15 protein-coding genes are annotated in these 18,682 nt (G+C 62.9%); 7 read left to right on the top strand and 8 right to left on the bottom strand.

The window, feature by feature from the left end; translation table 11 throughout:
- Positions 1–24: 24 nt before the first annotated feature.
- The 3 genes from C4J85_RS11750 to C4J85_RS11740 all read right to left on the bottom strand — a co-directional run bounded on the left by C4J85_RS11750 (position 25) and on the right by C4J85_RS11740 (position 3,457).
- A complete protein-coding gene (locus tag C4J85_RS11750; protein ID WP_124362567.1) occupies positions 25–1,863 on the bottom strand; it encodes an amidohydrolase in 1,839 nt (612 codons plus the stop codon).
- The gene (locus C4J85_RS11745; RefSeq protein ID WP_124366795.1) at positions 1,860–2,450 is read right to left on the bottom strand and encodes an antibiotic biosynthesis monooxygenase; all 591 of its coding nucleotides are present in this window, start codon (positions 2,448–2,450) and stop codon (positions 1,860–1,862) included. The genes C4J85_RS11750 and C4J85_RS11745 overlap by 4 nt, the downstream gene beginning before the upstream one ends.
- A gap of 98 nt (positions 2,451–2,548) precedes the next feature.
- The gene (locus tag C4J85_RS11740; protein WP_124366794.1) at positions 2,549–3,457 is read right to left on the bottom strand and encodes a LysR family transcriptional regulator; all 909 of its coding nucleotides are present in this window, start codon (positions 3,455–3,457) and stop codon (positions 2,549–2,551) included.
- Positions 3,458–3,661: 204 nt separating this feature from the next.
- Here C4J85_RS11740 and C4J85_RS11735 point away from each other — a divergent pair, with 204 nt between their 5' ends.
- Together C4J85_RS11735 and C4J85_RS11730 are read left to right on the top strand one after the other, a co-directional pair.
- The gene (locus C4J85_RS11735) at positions 3,662–4,060 is read left to right on the top strand and encodes a helix-turn-helix domain-containing protein (RefSeq protein WP_124366793.1); all 399 of its coding nucleotides are present in this window, start codon (positions 3,662–3,664) and stop codon (positions 4,058–4,060) included.
- A gap of 58 nt (positions 4,061–4,118) precedes the next feature.
- Positions 4,119–6,890: a winged helix-turn-helix domain-containing protein gene (locus C4J85_RS11730; protein ID WP_124409662.1), complete on the top strand. Its 2,772-nt coding sequence runs from the start codon at positions 4,119–4,121 to the stop codon at positions 6,888–6,890.
- On the opposite strand, the gene C4J85_RS11725 is transcribed toward C4J85_RS11730, so the two are convergent.
- Both C4J85_RS11725 and C4J85_RS11720 read right to left on the bottom strand, forming a co-directional pair.
- Positions 6,837–8,288 (bottom strand): winged helix-turn-helix domain-containing protein, encoded by a 1,452-nt coding sequence (locus C4J85_RS11725; RefSeq protein ID WP_124409661.1) that lies wholly within the window; start codon positions 8,286–8,288, stop codon positions 6,837–6,839. The two genes, C4J85_RS11730 and C4J85_RS11725, sit on opposite strands and share 54 nt — an antisense overlap.
- A 149-nt stretch (positions 8,289–8,437) precedes the next feature.
- The gene (locus C4J85_RS11720; RefSeq protein ID WP_124409660.1) at positions 8,438–9,388 is read right to left on the bottom strand and encodes a GlxA family transcriptional regulator; all 951 of its coding nucleotides are present in this window, start codon (positions 9,386–9,388) and stop codon (positions 8,438–8,440) included.
- 179 nt (positions 9,389–9,567) lie between these two features.
- Here C4J85_RS11720 and C4J85_RS11715 point away from each other — a divergent pair, with 179 nt between their 5' ends.
- Both C4J85_RS11715 and C4J85_RS11710 read left to right on the top strand, forming a co-directional pair.
- The gene (locus tag C4J85_RS11715; RefSeq protein ID WP_124409659.1) at positions 9,568–10,290 is read left to right on the top strand and encodes a pirin family protein; all 723 of its coding nucleotides are present in this window, start codon (positions 9,568–9,570) and stop codon (positions 10,288–10,290) included.
- A gap of 116 nt (positions 10,291–10,406) precedes the next feature.
- Positions 10,407–10,754 (top strand): hypothetical protein, encoded by a 348-nt coding sequence (locus C4J85_RS11710; protein ID WP_124409658.1) that lies wholly within the window; start codon positions 10,407–10,409, stop codon positions 10,752–10,754.
- A 90-nt stretch (positions 10,755–10,844) separates the two neighbouring features.
- Here the strand turns inward: C4J85_RS11710 and C4J85_RS11705 are convergent, their stop codons facing one another.
- A complete protein-coding gene (locus tag C4J85_RS11705; RefSeq protein WP_124409657.1) occupies positions 10,845–12,197 on the bottom strand; it encodes a Fic family protein in 1,353 nt (450 codons plus the stop codon).
- A 221-nt stretch (positions 12,198–12,418) separates the two neighbouring features.
- A complete protein-coding gene (locus tag C4J85_RS11700; protein ID WP_124409656.1) occupies positions 12,419–14,047 on the bottom strand; it encodes a PvdJ/PvdD/PvdP-like protein in 1,629 nt (542 codons plus the stop codon).
- 142 nt (positions 14,048–14,189) lie between these two features.
- Here C4J85_RS11700 and pvdM point away from each other — a divergent pair, with 142 nt between their 5' ends.
- Genes pvdM through C4J85_RS11685 form a run of 3 tightly spaced genes read left to right on the top strand, consistent with a single transcriptional unit; the run spans position 14,190 to position 17,718 of the window.
- Positions 14,190–15,551: a pyoverdine-tailoring dipeptidase-like protein PvdM gene (pvdM, locus tag C4J85_RS11695; protein WP_124409655.1), complete on the top strand. Its 1,362-nt coding sequence runs from the start codon at positions 14,190–14,192 to the stop codon at positions 15,549–15,551.
- Positions 15,548–16,816: an aminotransferase class V-fold PLP-dependent enzyme gene (locus C4J85_RS11690; RefSeq protein ID WP_124409654.1), complete on the top strand. Its 1,269-nt coding sequence runs from the start codon at positions 15,548–15,550 to the stop codon at positions 16,814–16,816. Before pvdM ends, C4J85_RS11690 begins: the two co-directional genes overlap by 4 nt.
- A gap of 29 nt (positions 16,817–16,845) precedes the next feature.
- The gene (locus C4J85_RS11685) at positions 16,846–17,718 is read left to right on the top strand and encodes a formylglycine-generating enzyme family protein (RefSeq protein WP_124409653.1); all 873 of its coding nucleotides are present in this window, start codon (positions 16,846–16,848) and stop codon (positions 17,716–17,718) included.
- A gap of 121 nt (positions 17,719–17,839) precedes the next feature.
- Here C4J85_RS11685 and C4J85_RS11680 read toward each other — a convergent pair whose 3' ends face one another.
- Complete coding sequence (locus C4J85_RS11680; RefSeq protein ID WP_124409652.1) at positions 17,840–18,667, bottom strand: N(5)-hydroxyornithine transformylase PvdF; 828 nt, start codon at positions 18,665–18,667, stop codon at positions 17,840–17,842.
- Positions 18,668–18,682 lie beyond the last annotated feature (15 nt).

Here is an 18,682-nt window from a genome sequence, read left to right as displayed (position 1 = left end):
GGTAACTCCTTTGGGTAGTGACAATCAGAAGGCAAAGCACGAACAGCCAAACGCACCCCAGAAACCCTGGAAGTCGCTGACCGGCACGCTGGAAAGGCGGGCTTTTTCATGGCTGTGGGAATGCACGCCACACGGGCCGCTGCACTGGTGAACTTGAGCTTGCAGCGGTGAGCTGGGGCGCCAGTGCCCCGGTACCTTGACCACCGGCGACCAGTCCGGCAGTACCGGAACGCGCGGCGGTGCGTAATCTTCGAAGTCACCGGCGCCGTAGACGACCTTGCCGCCGACCACGGTCAGTACCGACTCGATCCACTTGATGGCTTCTTCATCGACACTGAAAAAATCCGCCGACAACGCCGCCACGTCTGCCAGTTGGCCGACCTTGATCTGGCCTTTCTTGCCCTGTTCGGACGAAAACCAAGCGCTGCCGTGGGTAAACAGTTCCAACGCGGTGAGGCGCGGCAAGCCCTCGGCGTGCAGCTCCAGGCCACCGACGGTGCGGCCGCTGACCATCCAGTACAGCGAGGTCCACGGGTTGTAGCTCGACACCCGCGTGGCGTCGGTGCCCGCGCCTACCGGTACACCTTCGGCGAGCATGCGCTTGATCGGCGGCGTGGCCTCGGCGGCCTTGGCACCGTAACGCTCCACGAAATATTCGCCCTGGAACGCCATGCGGTCCTGGATCGCAATGCCGCCGCCCAGGGCGCGCACACGCTCGATGTTTTTCGGGGTGATGGTTTCGGCATGGTCGAAGAACCACGGCAGGCCATTGAACGGTATGTCGCGGTTGACCTTTTCGAACACGTCGAGCATGCGCGAGATCGACTCGTCGTACGTGGCGTGCAGGCGGAACGGCCAGCGCTGTTCCACCAGATGGCGTACCACCGGTTCCAGCTCCTGTTCCATGGTCAGCGGCAGGTCCGGGCGCGGTTCGAGGAAGTCTTCGAAGTCGGCAGCCGAAAACACCAGCATCTCGCCGGCGCCGTTGTGGCGCAGGTAGTCATCGCCCTGGTGCAGAGTGACGCTGCCGGTCCAATTCTTGAAGTCGCTGAGCTCTTCCTTGGGCTTCTGGGTGAACAGGTTGTAGGCGATGCGCACCGTCAACTGCTGGTCCTTGGCCAGTTGCTCGATCACCGCGTAGTCGTCGGGATAGTTCTGGAAACCGCCGCCGGCATCGATGGCGCTGGTCAGGCCCAGGCGATTGAGTTCACGCATGAACTGGCGGGTGGAGTTGACTTGATATTCCAAGGGCAGTTTCGGGCCTTTGGCCAAGGTCGAATAAAGGATCATCGCGTTAGGGCGCGCCACCAGCATGCCGGTGGGGTTGCCGTTACTGTCGCGCACGATCTCGCCGCCTGGTGGATTCGGCGTGTCCTTGGTGTAACCGGCTACGCGCAACGCGGCCCGGTTGAGCAAGGCGCGGTCGTACAGGTGCAGCACGAACACCGGCGTGTCCGGCGCAGCCTGGTTGAGCTCCTCCAGGGTCGGCATGCGTTTTTCGGCAAACTGGAATTCGTTCCAGCCGCCCACCACGCGCACCCACTGCGGCGTGGGGGTGCGGTCGGCCTGGTCCTTGAGCATGCGCAAGGCATCGGCCAGGGACGGCACGCCTTCCCAGCGCAACTCGAGGTTGTAGTTCAGCCCGCCACGGATCAGGTGCAGGTGCGAGTCGTTAAGGCCGGGAATCACGGTGCGGCCCTTGAGGTCGATGACCTGGGTGCCGCTGCCGCGCAGGGCCATGGCTTCACCGTCAGTGCCCACGGCGACGAAGCGTCCGTCACGGATGGCGACGGCGGTGGCGCGTGGATTTTCCCGGTCCACGGTGTGGAACTGGCCATTGAACAGAATCAGATCGGCGTTCATAGGGTTTCCTTTTCAGAGGCTTCAAGCCAGGGAGCGAACAGGCGGGTGGCGGCCGGCATCAGCAGGTAAACCACCAGCAGCACGATGGTCAGGGTGACCAGGAAGGTGGAGACCACGTAGTTGGACAGAAACGGGTGCAACCGCAGGACCGGGCCCCAGATAAACGGCAGGAGCAGGGTTTGCGGCAGGATCACAAACAGGCTCACCACCGCCTGTTTCCAGCGCGGCGGCTTGGCCGCGCCATCGGCCTGGGGGGCGAACCAGAATTCATTGGCGCCGCCGATTTCAGTCTGGTCGCCGTCGGCCAGCATTGGCGCCGCTTCATCGATCAGGGCCCGACGTTGTGGCGACTCGAGCCACAACTCCAGGGCGTCGGTGGAGCGGTAGCGCAGTACGCAGGTAAACAGCGCCATGCCGCCCTGCTGGCTGCGCACTACGTCGACGCCAAGGTGGCCGGGGCGTTCACCGGCAATGCGCACGATGCGGCGCAGCCAGGCTTCGTACTCGGTTTCGCGGCCGGGCTTGACCCGGTGCTTGACGACCAGCGTGACGACTTCGTCGGGGCTGGTGTTAGGTGTTGGGTCCATGATGGGTGTTTCCCCAGGGCATTGAGCGATGGGGGAAGTTTGCCGAGCTGGGACGGCGGGGAATTGGATGTATGTGCTGTTTGGCTTTTATGTGGGAGTCAGTTCGCCGCCGCCATATGCTCCGCAATCCGCCCCCGCAACCAGCGCTCGGCCGGGTCATTGTCATGCACCCCGCTCCACACCATCGACAGCTCTGCCGCATCAATCGCGAACGGCGGGTCCTCGGCCCGCAGGCGGGTGCCTTCGGTTAACGCACAGGCCGCGTAGTCCGGCACGGTCGCGATGATCTGCGTCCCCGCCAGCAAGGCGCGCAACCCGCTGAACTGCGGCACCGCCAGCACCACCCGCCGCGAGCGGCCGATGCGTGCCAGATCCAGGTCAATATTGCCGCTCAGGTCGCCCGAGAACGACACCATCGCATGGGGCCTGGCGCAATAATCGTCCAGCGTCAATGGCTCCTCGCCATCATCGCCGCGCAGGACCTTGCATGGAATATCGCGCAGTTTCTTGCGCTTGGCATTGGCCGGCAGTTCCGTGGTGTAGCTCACCCCCACCGAGATTTCGCCGCTGGCCAGCAGCGACGACATCAGCAGGAAGTTGGCCCGGCGCACCACCACGATGATGCCCGGCGCCTCTTCGCGCAGGCGACTGAGCAATGGCGGAAACAACCCGAACTCCGCATCGTCGGACAGGCCGATGCGAAACACCGCGCAGCTGGTGGAAGGGTCGAAATCCTTGGCGCGGCTGACGGCGCCTGAAATGGTGTCCATGGCCGGTTGCAGTTCCTTGAGTATCGCCAGCGCCCGTGGCGTGGGTTCCATGCCGCGACCGTTGCGCAGCAGCAACGGGTCGTCGAACAAGTCGCGCAGGCGGCCCAGTGCCGCACTCACCGCCGGCTGGCCCATAAAGAGTTTTTCGGCGACCCGGGTCAGGTTTTTCTCGAACATCAGCGCTTCGAAAATCACCAGCAGGTTCATGTCGACGCGGCGCAGGTCGTTGCGGTTCATGGCGGTATCCAAACGGTGTGCAGAGGGTCAGGAAAGCATGCCCGGAACGCTCTGGATTGCATACCTGTGCTGTCTTTTCCACGCTCGCACCTGGCGAAATTAACAACGATTAACTCGTCAGCCAGGCGGTCCGGCAACAAGATAAGCGGCGTCTACACTGCATCCATTCACCGGGAACGCTCCCATCGACTGCGGATATTTGTCATGGCCCGACTCGAGCAATATGCCCCTCGTTTATCCGCCACCGGAGGCCTATGCCCCCGGCGCGAGCGTATCGCCAAGCAACTGATTCTCGCCAACCTCGGCGAAAGCCTGAGCATCGCCGAGCTGGCCCAGGCATGCGCCCTGTCGCGCAGCCATTTTTCCCGCGCATTCAAGTGCTCCACGGGGGTATCGCCCCAGGAATGGATTCGCCAGCAACGCATCCTGCGCGCCAAGGAACTGATCACCGGCTCGTCCCTGAGCCTCACCCAAATCAGCCTGGAATGTGGCTTCTGCGACCAGGCGCACTTCTGTCATATGTTCACCCGCAGCGAAGGCGTGAACCCGATGACCTGGCGAAACCACCACTCGCGTCCCAAACCCGGGGTAATCGCAGCCTAGTGGTCTTGATGCACCTGGAATATGCTGGCCCTTCCCCGACTCCTGAACCCGTGCAGCCATGAATGACTTGAGCGACCAGGCCGTGCACTTCGGCCCCTACCGCATCCATCCGCGCGAGCGCCTGGTGCTGGAGGCAGGTCGCCCGCTGCGCCTGGGACGGCGGGCGGTGGATATCCTGCTGATCCTGCTCGAGCACGCCGGCAATGTGGTGAGCAAGCAGGAACTGATCGCGCGGGTCTGGCCCAAAAGCGTGGTGGAAGACGGCAACCTGCGGGTGCACATGGCCGCGTTGCGCAAGGCCCTGGGCGACGGCCAGGCCGGGCAGCGCTATATCGTCACGGTCGCCCAGCGCGGCTACAGTTTTGTCGCGCCACTGAGCATCGAACCGATGACGCTACCCACCGACGGCGCGCCCCCACGCCCAAGCCACAACCTGCCGCTGCGGCGCACGCGCATGCTCGGCCGCCAGGCGCTGATCGACGCCCTGGTGCAGCAATTGCCGCAGCAACGCTTCATCACCCTCACCGGTGCCGGCGGCATCGGCAAGACCACCGTCGCCCTGCGCGTGGCGGAGTTGCTGATCGGCCATTACCGCGACGGCATCCACCTGCTCGACCTGGCGCCACTCAGTGCCGCCTCGATGATCCTGCCCAACCTCGCCGCCCTACTCGGCGTCCCGCCTGGCGAGCATGCGCCGCTGACCGGCTTTGCCCGCAGCCTGCAGGCACGCCAGATGCTGCTGGTGATCGACAACTGCGAACACCTGCTCGACGACATCGCCCTGATCAGCGAAACCCTGCTGCGCCATGCGCCGCACCTGCACATCCTCACCACCAGCCGCGAAGCCCTGCGCGCCGAAGGTGAATACGTGCAACGCCTCGAACCGCTGACTTGCCCGCCCGCCACCGGCAACCGCGCCCAGGCCCTGGGTTACCCGGCCATGCAGCTGCTGATCGAACGCGCCATGTCCCATCAAGACAGTTTTGCCCTCAGCGACGCCGAACTGCCGCTGGCGATCGATATCTGCCAGCGCCTGGACGGCATTCCCCTGGCCATCGAGCTGGTGGCCGCGCAGATCGAGCGTTTCGGCTTAGCGGGGCTCTTGGTGCAGATGGAAGATAACTTCCGCCTGCTGACCCGCGGGCGGCGCAGCGCCCTGCCCCGCCAGCAGACCCTGCGGGCCACGCTCGACTGGAGCTTCGATCTGCTGACCGACTGCGAAAAAATCTGCCTGCGCCGGCTCGCGGTGTTTCGCGGCGGCTTCAGCCTGGTCAGCGCGGCGGCGGTGATCGCCGGGGAGCATATAGCCCCCACCGAAGTGCTGGGCTCGATCACGCAACTGGTGGCCAAGTCGTTGCTGAACGTGGACGCCAGCGAGGACGAGATGGTCTATCGCCTGCTCGATATCACCCGCACCTATGCCCTGGAAAAGCTCAGCCTCGCCGGCGAGCTGCAAGCCACCCGCGAGCGCCACGCGGCACGCTGCCTGGCCCTGATGGAACAGGCCCAGGGCGATTGGGAACTGATTGCCACACAGCCCTGGATCGACCGCTATGCCCCGCTGCGTGAAGACGTGCGCGCCGCCCTCGACTGGGGCTTTGCCGACACTGCCGGGCACTTGCTGGCGATTCGCCTGACGGTCAGTGCGATGCCCCTGTGGCAGGAACTGTCGCTGCTGCGCGAGCACGCCGGCTATGTGGACAAGGCACTGGCGCTGATCGATCGGGTCGAAGCGCCCTGCACGCAATTGGCCCTGCAGCTGCAATTGGCCCTGGGCAGCCTCTCCTACCACGCCGTGGGTGCCGCGCCCCAGACCATCGCCGCGTTTGTCGGCGCCGCACGCCTGGCTGAAGAGCGCCAGGACCTGGCCGGCCAGTTGCGTGCGGTCTCCGGGCACATGGCGGCGAACCTGTGCGCCGGGCGCTATGTTCAAGCGCTGGAACAGAGCAGGCAGTTCGATCGCCTCGACCCGCGCACCGAGCCGCTGCTGGACCTGAGCACCCAACGCTTGCGCGCCCTGGCCCAGCATTACACCGGCCATCAGGCGCTGGCCCGACAGCAGGCCGAGCAGGTGCTGCAGCGCATGAGCCACAGCGCCCATGTGAACCGCTTCGCCCATGGCGTCGGCGTGCAATACGACCAGAGCGTCGCGTCCCTGACCGTGCTGGCGCGAATCCTCTGGTTGCAGGGCTTTCCCGAACGCGCCTGGCGCACCGCCAGCCAGGCACTGGAACTGGCGCTGCAGATCAACCACGGTACGTCGATCTGCTACACCCTGGCCCTGGCCGGTGTGGTGATCGCCCGTTACAACGGTGCCGAAGACGATGCGCAAACCCTGCAAAGCCTGCTGCTGGAGCAGTCCCACACGCATTCGGTGCAACTGTTCCAGACCTGGGCCGGGCATTACGCCGGCATTCTGTGCAACGGGGATTTACAGGGCCTGGGGCTGATCGAGGACACCCTGGTCACCTTCGGCATGCAGCACGTCGATGAGCCAGGTCTCGAACGGGCGCGCAGTGGCGCGGCGGGTTGGTGTGCCCCGGAGATCCTGCGGGTCTACGCCGGGCAGGCAGCGCTGCGAGGTGATACCCAGGGCGCGCAGACGCTGCTGCTCGAAGCCCTCGGCCTGGCACGCCAGCAAGGCGCCCTGGCCTGGGAGCTGCGGTGTGCGGGCTCCCTGGCACAACTTTGGCAACAGCAAGGACGCAAGCAGGCAGGCATCGACTTGCTGACCCCCCTCTACGCAAGATTTACCGAAGGCTTCGCCACCCAGGATCTACTGCGCGTACGCCGCCTGCTCGACGAGCTGCAGGACAAACGGCCGGCCTGAAAACGCGCCCAGGCACTCCCCGTAGCCTTGTTGCAAGCGCGCTACCTGAAGCGGGTCACGCAGTTGCGCCAACGCGTAGCTGCGCACGCAGTTGAGCAAGCGATAGCGCGTCGGGCCCAGGCCGGGCTCGACGCCCAGCAGCGACATATTCACCAGACGCGCCAGCAGGTAAGCCAGGTCGGCGTGTTCAAGCTCGGTACCGCTCACCATTTCGCTCAAGGTGGGCAGGGTCACCGCCATCTTGAACAAGCCCAGCTGCAGGAACAGCCAGCACTCCGGCAGGCTCAGGCGCGCATAGCTCCAGTCCAGCGCAGCGGTCAGTGAACGATGCCGCTCCACCGCGGTGCGACGCCCGCGGCTCAGCCCGTGCAAGCCCATGCACAATTGCTGCTGCACACCGCCGATGCCGAGTGCGTCGACCTGGGCGGCGGCCAGTTCAAGGGCCAACGGGATGCCGTCCAGCCGCCGGCAAATCTCACGCAACGGCGCCAACTCCTGGGGCCGCAACATAAACCCCTGCTGGCTGGCGCGTACCCGTGTGACGAACAGTTGCACCGCAGGCCAGGCCAGGGCCTGCTCGACACTGGCCAACGCCGACGGTGACGGCACGCTCAGCCGTGGCACCCGCACCACCCATTCACCAGGCGCCAGCAAAGCTTCGCGGCTGCTGATCAGCACGCTGACCTGGGGTGCCCGTTCGCCCAATATGCGCACCAGCGTGCGACAGGCACCGAGCAGCAGGTCGGCCCCATCGAGTACCAGCAACAACTGGCGCGAGGCTAACTGTCGGGCCAGCTCGTCGAGGCTGTCGGCGGGGTCCAGCTGTAATACCGTGACCAGATGGCCGAGCAGTTCGCCCGGGGTTTGCAGGCTGGTCACGTCGACCCACCACACCCCGTCGCGATAGCGGGGCACCACGCGCTCGGCGAGGGCCAGGGCCAGCGTACTCTTGCCGATGCCGGCCACCCCGGTAAGGGTCAACAGGCGCTGCCCGGCGATGCGCCGCACCAGCACAGCCACCAGTTCATCGCGACCGAGCACCGGGCTGAGCCGTGCCACCAGGTTGTGCTGTGCCGGCAGCGTCGGCAGTGTGCCTTGCACGGGCGCGGCGAAGCAGTAGCCACGCTGCGGGTGGTTGAGGATGACACGCTGCCCGTCGAGGGCGCGACGCAACGCGACAATGTGCACGCGCAGGTTATTGTCTTCGACGACGCTGTTGGGCCAGACCCGCTCGATCAAGGTCGCCTTGCTGATAAATTGCCCCGGTGCTTCCAGCAACACCGCGAGAATATCCAGCGCCCGCCCGCCCAGCGGCACCGGCCAACCGGCCTTGCTGACCAGGCGTTGGTGCCGATGAAAGGTGTAGGGGCCAAAGCTCACCGCCGCAGAATCATTCATGTCCGTAACCGCGCTGAAACACCCGTGCTTGAGTGCCTGCGCATCCTTTTCCGTGGGCTCGGGCTTATCTTGCCAGCTAGGGATGACAGGACAATCCCGGCACGGGGAGCGATACGGACAATCGGGTGCCTCAGACGGACATTGTGTCGTTAACTGAACTGTTGTCGGTATTGGGTAGGGTTCAGGCCGAGCTTTTCACTGAACAAAAAGCGCATATGCCGCACGCTGCCGAAGCCGGCGTGGAAGGCCACGGTCTTGAGCGGCAAATCGGTGGTTTCCAACAACTGCCGGGCGCGGTCGATGCGCGCGCCTTGCAGGAACGCCATGGGTGTCATCTGCACTTCCTTGGCGAACAGCCGCGCAAAGTGGCGCGCACTCATGCCGGCCAGCTCGGCCATGGACTCGATGGTAAAGGGTTGGTCGAGATGGGCCAGCACGTGGTGCTGCACACGGGTGATCGCGGTTTCCTGGGGCGCCACGGCAGCGGTCATCGGGCTGAACTGGGCCTGGCCACCCTGGCGCTTCATCACCACCAGCAATACCTTGGCCACGTCCACCGCCACTTGCTTGCCATGGTCCTGGGCGACAATCGAAAGGGCCAGGTCGATACCGGCAGTGACGCCGCCCGAGGTGATCAGGCGCCGGTCCTGCAGGTAGATGCGATCAGTCTCGACCATGGCGTGGGGGAACGCCTTGATCAGGCGCTCGGTATAGTGCCAATGAGTGGTCACGCGGTGCCCGTCCAGCAAGCCGGCATGCCCGAGCACAAAGGCGCCGGTGCAGATCGAACCGAAACGTCGAGCCCGTGGCGCCACCGCCTTCAGCCAGGGCAGCAGCGCGGGGTGGCATTCGTTATAGGCACCCGGGCCGCCCGGAACCAGCAGCAGGTCGTAGTCCGCCTGGGCCTGCTCCAGCAGCAGGTCGGTCTGCACCATCACGCCATTGGAGGCACGCAACGGGCCGGGCTCGGTGCCGATGGTGAGGATGCGGTAGTGGTCGGCCGCCGGCAGGTAGCGGTTGGCAATCGAAAACACTTCGAGCGGCCCGGCCATGTCGAGAAGCAGGAAGTCCGGGAACAGCGCCATGGCCACGGTTTTCATAGGTGGGAATGTCCATCAAGTAGAAAGGCGACGCGCATTATGGCATGACTTGACTGTCAACCCAGATATGACAGTTATTCAGATTCCATCTTCTTAATGAATTATCCGTAAACAATTAACCTTCTTCTCAACGCAAGCGCCCTGCATTTCGCAGCCCGCGCTCACTTGAGGACTGGACCATGCTGACTCTTCGCAAAGCTTCCGAACGCGGCGCCGCCAATCACGGTTGGTTGAAGTCATTCCACACCTTCTCCTTCGCCAACTACTGGAACCCCAAGGAGCAGGGTTTTTCTGACCTGCTGGTGATCAACGATGACCGCGTCGCCGCCGGCAAAGGCTTCGGCCAGCACCCGCACCGCGACATGGAAATCTTCTCGTATGTGCTCGAAGGCGCCCTGGAACACAAGGACACTTTGGGCACCGGCTCGGTGATCCGTCCCGGTGATGTGCAGCTGATGAGTGCCGGCAGCGGCGTGGCCCACAGCGAATTCAACCACAGCCAGCGCCAGGGCGTGCACTTCCTGCAAATCTGGATCGTGCCCAACGAAGCCGGGGCCAAGCCGCGCTATCAGCAGGAGCACTTCAGTGAAGCGCAAAAACGCGGGCGCCTGCAGTTGATCATCTCGCCGGATGGCGCCGACGGTTCGTTGAACGTTCGCCAGGACGCACGGGTGTACGCCGGGTTGTTCGATGGCGATGAAAGCGCGCAAGTGGACCTGGCGCCGGATCGCTACGCCTACATCCATGTGGCACGCGGCAGCGTCGAGCTCAATGGCCAGCGCTTGCAGGAAGGCGACGGTGTGCGGGTACGGGACGAGCGCGAGATTCGCCTGAGCCACGGCGAAGACGCCGAGGTGCTGGTGTTCGACCTGCGCCCCAACGAACTGCCGCAGATGCCATGACCATTGTTGGCATCGATAGTCACCATCAGCGCAATGAAGTTCTCTTAAAAACTGCGACGCGTAACATCAAACCCATGCCAAACGGCACCCAACCAAGACACTCGGAGCACACACTCATGAAACGCCAACTCTTGCTTAGCCTCGCTTTCTCGGTACTGGCTGCAAACGCTTTCGCCCACCCGGCAGTCGCTGAAGGCGGCGCGGAACGTCTGATTGAAACCCGCGTTGCCGAAGGCGGTGCCGATCGCTTGCAGGAACGTGGCCTGGCTGAAGGCGGTGCAGACCGTTTGCAGGAACGTGGCCTGGCTGAAGGCGGTGCAGACCGCTTGCAGGAACGTGGCCTGGCTGAAGGCGGTGCGGATCGTTTGCAGGAACGTGGCCTGGCTGAAGGCGGTGCGGATCGTTTGCAGGAACGTGGCCTGGCTGAAGGCGGTGCGGATCGTTTGCTGAGCAACCAGGTATAACCCCCTGCTGTTGAAGGGACACCCCAAACCGGCCTGATCAGCCGGTTTTTTTTCGTCTTCGATTTATGCGTTAAAGCAGGTTTGAAACGCTCAACCTATGGCTGTCAGCTTCTTCAAGTTGGCCTGCGCATCATCCCGCGCGATGTATAGGAAACTTTTTCCTTCCTGTACCTTGAATAAAAGTTTCATACCGACCAGCTTTTCAAGATCCTTGCGTGCGGTGTTTTCCGAAATGTCATAGTCATGGGTGAGTTCCTTGGGCGTATAAATGCGCCCAGGATGCTGCAGCACTTTCTTCAAGAAATGGCCCTGTCGGTAATTCAGCCCCTCCTTTAAATCAAGGGCATCCAACCAGCTCATCAGCTCTACGGCTTCTCGTCTTTTACCCTCGAAATACAGCATGAATTCGTTCATTGCGCGTTCGATGATCCGCAACTGATAGATGACGAAATAGGTCAGATCGAACCCATCGGTTTCCGTATGGATATACGAACGCCCATATTGCATGGGGGCTTCTTTAAGCAGTGCGCTGATGGAAATGTACTCAAAGGGCCAATAACCACTTTTGAGCATGAACCAATAAAACAAAGCGCGTGCGGTCCGACCGTTGCCGTCTCTGAAGGGATGTTCATAACCCAGCATGAAATGAAGGATGATGGCCTTGACCACTGGATGGATAAAGTGCGCGCCGCCTTGGCCGTCATGCTGATCGTTGGCAAACCTGCAAAGCGCCTCGAGCCTGTCCGGCAGCACTGCGGCCTGAGGTGGTTGATGAATGATTTCATTCCCGGCGCCGCCAACAAAAATATCGTTGGTCGTCCTGATATGCCCAGGGCGAACATCGTCCTCTTCAATACCCGCCGTTGCGATGGCATGAAACTCACAGATCAACCCGACAGACAGCGCTTCACCCTGGTGGTACTTGGCATGTTTCATCAGGTGATAGTTGTTGAGGATCATCCGCTCATCATCATTCTGCGGCGCACGCTCCTTGGCCAGCATGTCCTTGGCGATTTTGCGCGTAGTCGCCGCACCTTCCAGCTGGGCACTGGAGATGGCCTCCTCCATCATCAATGAATCGACCAGGTACTGAGCATTATCGCGGTACTGAGGAGACGCTGCTGCTGCACCGCCCAGGCTGGAGGTCACAGACTCGACGGCATGAATCACCGCATCACTGAAATCCGTGGAACATAAGAAAAAAGCGCTACCGCATTCGCTCTTGAGCTCAAGGGTCTTGCTTGCACAGGCCCGGGACATCTTGATGGCGGCCCATGCCGCTTCCTTATCGACGCCGGGTGTGGGGTAACGGCGAAATTCATCCCAATGCAGATACCGGCCTTTGTCATCGACTGCCTTGAAAATGCGTGCAAGCTCGAAAATCTGCAAGCCATGGCGACTCAATAACGTGCCGAAATCAGTGGGTTTATGGATTTTTGCCACAACTGAAACTCAATTTTTGAAAATTGAGTTGATCGTTACGCCTAACGACCAACGTGTCAACGTGTGCAGCGCAGAAAACTGCATTACGCTGCACTTTGTGGCGAGGGAGCTTGCTCCCGCTGGACTGCGTAGCAGTCCTTGAGCGGTCTAACCCATCTTCTGTGTCGATTGGGAGGCCGTCACGGGTGCAAGCTCCCTCGCCACAGGTAGGCGGGCTGCCCTCACGCTTCGCGCTTGACCTTCAAGTGCCGCGCATACCACGGTCGCTGCGGCACGCGCTTGAACAGGCCCTTGAGCAGATCGTCATCGGCGCCGAAGGTGATGCGCAGGGCCAGTTTCATGATTTCCGGGTCCATTTCCATCGAGCGTCCCGATTGCAACCCCGGCGTGGTGCTGCAGCCATGGGTGTCCGGGCCCAGCCAGGGGTCGCCTATTTCAACCCAGCGTCCCGGCGCAAACCAGGCTACGCCGTTGACTTCGAGCCGGGTTACTTCGCCGGGATTGAAGCGTTCGTGGGCGCGAAACCAGTCTTCGATACGGTCATCGATCCACCCGTGGAAGTGCCAGAACACCGGGTTGACATGGGATGAAAACGGATCGCCAAGGAAGTCGTTTTCCGGCGCATACCAGCGCGCGGCAAAGTCCGCAGGGTCGCGGGCGAACGGCACCGGGGCGCCGTTGGAGGGGTCGCGCGGCACCGAGGCCCAGCGCATGTGCAGCCAGTCGTGCAGGCCCAGTTCCATTTCCGAGCCCAATTGGCCGAGCGTCAATCGGGCCAGGTAGCGTGGGTCGCGGTATTGGGATTCCCACACCTGGAAATTGCTGTGGTAGGTCTCGGCGGCCTTGATGTCGCTGACCCACTGGGTGTAATCGGCGTCGTCCGGCGCCGACCAGCAGGGCGGCAGCGCAAAGCCGTCGTGGTTGTCGAAGTAACGCAAAAAGCCCTGGCGATCACGCTCCAGCGCCGGCTGCGGCGCGGGGAAATGCGGCCATGACGGCAGCTCCTGCAGGGAGCGGGCAGTGCCGAGCATATGGCGGTGCATGAAGAAGAAGTCGATGCCCGAGCCGTTACGGTCCTTGCGCTTGCCCCGCGCATCGCGCTCCTGGCCACGCGGCCCGGGTTGCCAGCCGATGCCGCGCAGGGCTTCGCGTTTTTCCTCGGAGAGTTTGTGCCATTGGTCACGGCTGGCGTGCCACAGCTGGTGAAACAGGCGATGTTCGGGAGCAATCAACCACGCCAGCAGGGCCTTGTTGAGGCCGATACGCTGGCGGGCTTCGGGGAACAGCTGTTTGTGGGCGATAAAACGGTTGTCGCGCTCGGTCGATGCCAACGGCCGCTCGAGGTCGAGGATCTGCCCACTGAGGGTGGCGCTGCCGGCATTGCCGAAGTCGGCCCAGACTTCATCGAGGGTCATCTTGAATTCGTAGGCCGCAATGCCCGCCGCCGAATCGCGGTCGATCAGCCGCCAATAAAGCAACGCGCCCTCGCCCGTCAGCAGATCGCCCAAGACACGGTAGCGTGGTTCGCCGTCGCCACGCAGGTTCTCGGCGGTGTCCAGATACCCGCGCAAGCCCCGCCCACGGGGTGCGACATCCAGCAGCAATTGCAGGCCCTGCAACGGCAAGCCCTTGAGGCCGGCATCACGGCCTTCCAGACGCAGATTCCACACGCCGCGCAAGGTGTTCGCCAAGTGCTGGCCCTGGGTGTCGGCCAGGTCAACCGTGGCTTCGCCGGGGGTGACCGGAAATTCGTCTTCCCGTGTCAGCTCGCGATGGGCATAAAAGGCCGCAGGCACGGCCGCGCCGGTCAGCGCCAGGCCTGCGATGAACCCACGTCGAGAGATCGTCATTGTCTACCTTAGGAAACGGCTTAATCAGAGCTAGAACGTTTTCAACCTGGGGAAATTTACCGGCCCTGGGCCGCCGGCTAAATTTCCCCGGCCATCGCTCGTTCTTCCCTGATAGCAACGGCCTCAACTGACTGAGATGGCAATGACAAAACCACGTTCGAAAAAGGCGCTGTATATCGGCCTGCCGCTGGCACTGGCCGTCGCCGCCGGGGCCGGCCTGCTGGCCTGGGATCACTGGTTCAAGGGTAACGCCGGCTACCCGCTGGAGGTGATCAAGCAAGCCAACGAAATGCAGGATCGCCTGTTGTCGTTCGACAGCCATATCACCGTGCCCATGGATTTCGGCACCGCCGGCAATGAAGCCGACAAGGATGGCAGCGGCCAGTTCGACCTGGCCAAGGCGGCGCGCGGCCGCTTGTCCGGTGCGGCCTTGACCATTTTCGGCTGGCCGGAGATCTGGAACGGCCCCAACGCCCCGCACAAGCCCACCGACGGCTTTGTCGAAGAGGCCCGCCACGAGCAGGAGGTGCGCTATAAAATCATCTCCGGCATGGTCCGCGACTTCCCCAACCAAGTGGGCATCGCCTATACCCCGGACGATATGCGCCGCCTGCACGGCGAAGGCAAGTTCGCGATCTTCATCAGCATGCTCAACGCCTACCCGCTGGGCAACGACCTGAACCAGCTGGACCTGTGGGCGGCGCGCGGCATGCGCATGTTCGGTTTCAGCTACATCGGCAACAACGCCTGGGCGGATTCATCGCGCCCGCTGCCGTTTTTCAATGACACCGCCGACGCCCTCGAGGGCCTGTCGCCCATCGGCCAGCAAGCGGTGCAGCGCCTCAATGACCTGGGCGTGATCATCGACGTGTCGCAGATGTCGACCAAGGCCCTGGAACAGGTCGCGCAATTGAGCCGTACGCCGATGGTGGCCTCCCATTCGGCACCCAGGGCGTCGGTGGACATCCCGCGCAACCTCAGTGACAAGGAGTTGCAGCTGATCAAAAACAGCGGTGGCGTGGTGCAGGTGGTGGGCTTTCCTGCCTACCTGCGCCCCCTGAGCCAGCCGACCCAGGACAAGCTCAACGCCCTGCGCGCACGCTTCGACCTTCCGCCCCTGCCGAATCTGGCGATGGCCCTGATGCCGGGCGACGCGATCATCGCCGCGTGGCCCGAACAGCGCTTCGGCCAATACGCCAGTGAGTTGTACGCAATTCTCGAAGAAGAACCCGAGGCAACCCTCAAGGACTGGGGGGACGCCATCGACTACACCGTGCGCAAGATCGGCATCGACCACGTCGGCATCGCTTCGGACTTCAACGACGGCGGTGGTCTGCAGGGTTGGGAGAACGTCGGCGAGGTGCGCAACGTCACCGCAGAACTGATCCAGCGCGGTTATTCCGAAGCCGATATCGCCAAGCTGTGGGGCGGCAACTTCCTGCGGGTGTGGGAGCAGGTGCAAAAAGCCGCCAAACCCTTGGCCAATCGCGAAGTCAGCCCATGACCGACCGCCGCACCTTTCTCAAGCAGGCCGGCGTGTTTGCCGCCAGCCTGCCGCTGGGCGCCGCGCTGATGCCGCAGGTGCTGGCAGCCGCCACCAACGATCCCTGGACGGGATTGAAGCAGCTTTTCGAGCAGGACCCGGATTACCTGCATTTTTCCAATTTCCTGGTGGCGTCGCACCCCAGGCCGGTGCGCGAGGCCATCGAGCGCTACCGCGCGCAGATCGACCGCAACCCCGGCCTGGCGATGGACTGGGATCTGCAGGAAACCTGGAAACGCGAAGGCCAGGTGCCTGAGTGGGCCGGTCGCTACCTGAACGCCACGCCGCCGCAGATCGCCCTGACCGGCAGCACATCCGAGGGGCTGGCGATGATTTACGGCGGGATCCAGGTGCGCGCCGACCAGGAAATCCTCACCACCGAGCATGAGCATTACGCAACACAGAACGTGCTGGATTTTCGCGTGCGCAAGGAAAGCACCCGGGTGCGCCGTATCCGCCTGTTCGACAGCGCCAGCCGTGTGTCCGTCGATGAAGTGTTGGGCAATATCCAGCGCAATATCCGCCCCAACACCCGTGTGCTGGGCATGACCTGGGTGCAGTCGGGCAGCGGGGTCAAATTGCCCATCGGCGAAATCGGCCAACTGGTGGATGAACACAACCGCCACCGTGACGACAACGATCGCATCCTCTATGTGGTCGACGGTGTGCACGGCTTCGGCGTGGAAGACCTCGACTTCCCTGGCATGCATTGCGATTTTTTCATCGCCGGCACCCACAAGTGGATGTTCGGCCCGCGCGGTACCGGCCTGGTGTGCGCTCGCGATGCCCAGAACAGGTACGTCACGCCGATGGTGCCGACGTTCTCAGAAGACAAGGATTTCGCCACCACCATGACCCCCGGCGGCTACCACGCCTTCGAACATCGCTGGGCCGCCGACGAAGCGTTCAAGTTGCACCTGCAGCTGGGCAAGGCACCGGTGCAGGCGCAAATCCACGCACTCAACACCGAGCTTAAAGAGCAGTTGCTGGCGCATCGGCAGATCGAACTGGTTACGCCGCGCAGCCCGGAGTTATCGGCGGGCTTTACCTTCTTTCGGGTCAAGGGCCAGGACAGCGATGCAGTAGCGGCGCACATGCGGCAAAACCGTGTGGTGATCGACGCGGTGGACCGCGATGTCGGGCCGGTCATTCGCACCGCCCCCGGCCTGCTCAACAGCTCGGCTGAAATCCAGCGCTTCATGGCGCTGCTGAGCCAGCGGCTGTGACCCCTTTTTTATTTGAACGAGACGCTCACATGATGCCCTTTCGACTCGAACCCCTGACCGCCCTGGCACTCGCCGCACTGTGCGGCGCCCTGCTCCCTGGCCTGGCCCAGGCGGCCGCACCGCAACCGGGCAAAGTTTTCAAGGACTGCAAGGACTGCCCGGAAATGGTGGTGCTGCCCGCCGGCACTTTCACCATGGGCACCCCGGAAGACGAAGTCGGCCGCGAGCCCGACGAAGGCCCAATGCATGCCGTGACCTTCGCCAAGCCCTTCGCCATGAGCCGCTTCCAGATCACCGCCGGCGAGTGGGACAGCTACGTGCGCCAGACCGGGGTAAAGATCGCCAATGGCGATGATCGCCCTGGCCGCGAATGCATCGCCAGCAAGCCGCGCTATCCCCAGGGGCCACGCCAGCCGGCCGTGTGCATGGACATGGGCGACATCAAGCGCTACGTGAGCTGGCTATCGAAGAAAACCGGCCAGCAATACCACATGGTCAGCGAGGCTCAACGCGAATACGCCGCCCGCGCCGGCACCAGCGGGCCATTCCCCTTCCCGTTCGACGAAGGCAAGGGCTACAGCATCGCCCAGCACGCCAACACCTACGGCCCGGCGGACGGCTACAGCTATTCGTCGCCGGTGGGCAGCTACCCGCCCAATGCGTTTGGCCTGTATGACATGCACGGCAACGTGTACGAGCGGGTCGCCGACTGCGAGCACGCCAACTACATCGGCGCGCCGACTGACGGCAGTGCCTGGGTGGAGCCGAACTGCGAGGCCTACCAGATCCGCGGCAATGACTGGGGCGAAGCGCCGGTGTTTTCCCGCTCCGGCAACCGCAACAACATCTACCCGCAGACGCGCGGTGACTGGATTGGATTTCGGGTAGTGCGCGACCTCTAAGCCATACGCACATCCACTGTGGGAGGGGGGCTTGCTCCCGATAGCGGTGATTCAGTCAATGCAGATGTCGACTGATACACCGCTATCGGGAGCAAGCCCCCTCCCACATTTGGGATTGCATTCAGCCCTTTTGGGCCAACAGCTCCAGGCCTTCATGCAACGCCGGGAACAGGCTGTTGTTGAAGTTGTTCCAGCGCAGTTCGAGGATCGTGTCTTCTGGTGAAATCTCGGTCTTCAATACGTCGTGGAACACTTCGCCGGAATCGATACCGTTATCCACATAGTGGAACGATGCACCGGTAAGGTACAGCGGCTCCGAAGGCGTGGTGGCCTTGGTCGCCCAGTCCACCACCGTCTGCCCGCGCGCGCCGTACAACGCGTTCCACGTGGCATAGGCGCCACGGCGCTCGTAAGGCGATTCGATACGCGTGATACCCGGATGAATGTTCATGATGCGCCGCGCAAATGGCGCGCCTGGGCGTACCAGGTCATCGAGGATCACCAGCAAGCCATCCAGCACCACGATGTCAGCGTTCAATTCAACCAGCGTGTCATGCAGGCGCCGCTCGAAATCCTGCTTGCCGGCGATATGTTCGGCGCTGCCCCGTGGCAGGCGCCGATAGGTCGACGGCACGCTCAGCAGCAGGTCGTTGACCAACGCGCCCTGCACGCGCAAGTCGGCCGGGTACAGCCATTGGCGGCCAGGCTGGTAAGCGAACCCGTAATCGGCGACCAGTGCCTTATCCCGCGGGTTTTGCTCATCATCGTCATACACCACGCCGACCAGGTTGTAGGCATCGCCCAGCGAGGTGTCGTTGAGCGAGCCCACCAGAAACTCCAGTACCGACTTCATGTAGCGCTCGTGGTCCTTGTAGGCCACTGGCTGCCCGGCCTTGTCGGCGGCGGCATTTCTCAGGGACCACACATACACCAGGTTCTTTTTCGTCATTGTCTCGCTCTCGCA

This window comes from Pseudomonas sp. R4-34-07, assembly GCF_003852375.1.
Classification (GTDB): Bacteria; Pseudomonadota; Gammaproteobacteria; order Pseudomonadales; family Pseudomonadaceae; genus Aquipseudomonas.
This window is presented reverse-complemented; position numbering and strand designations above follow the sequence as displayed.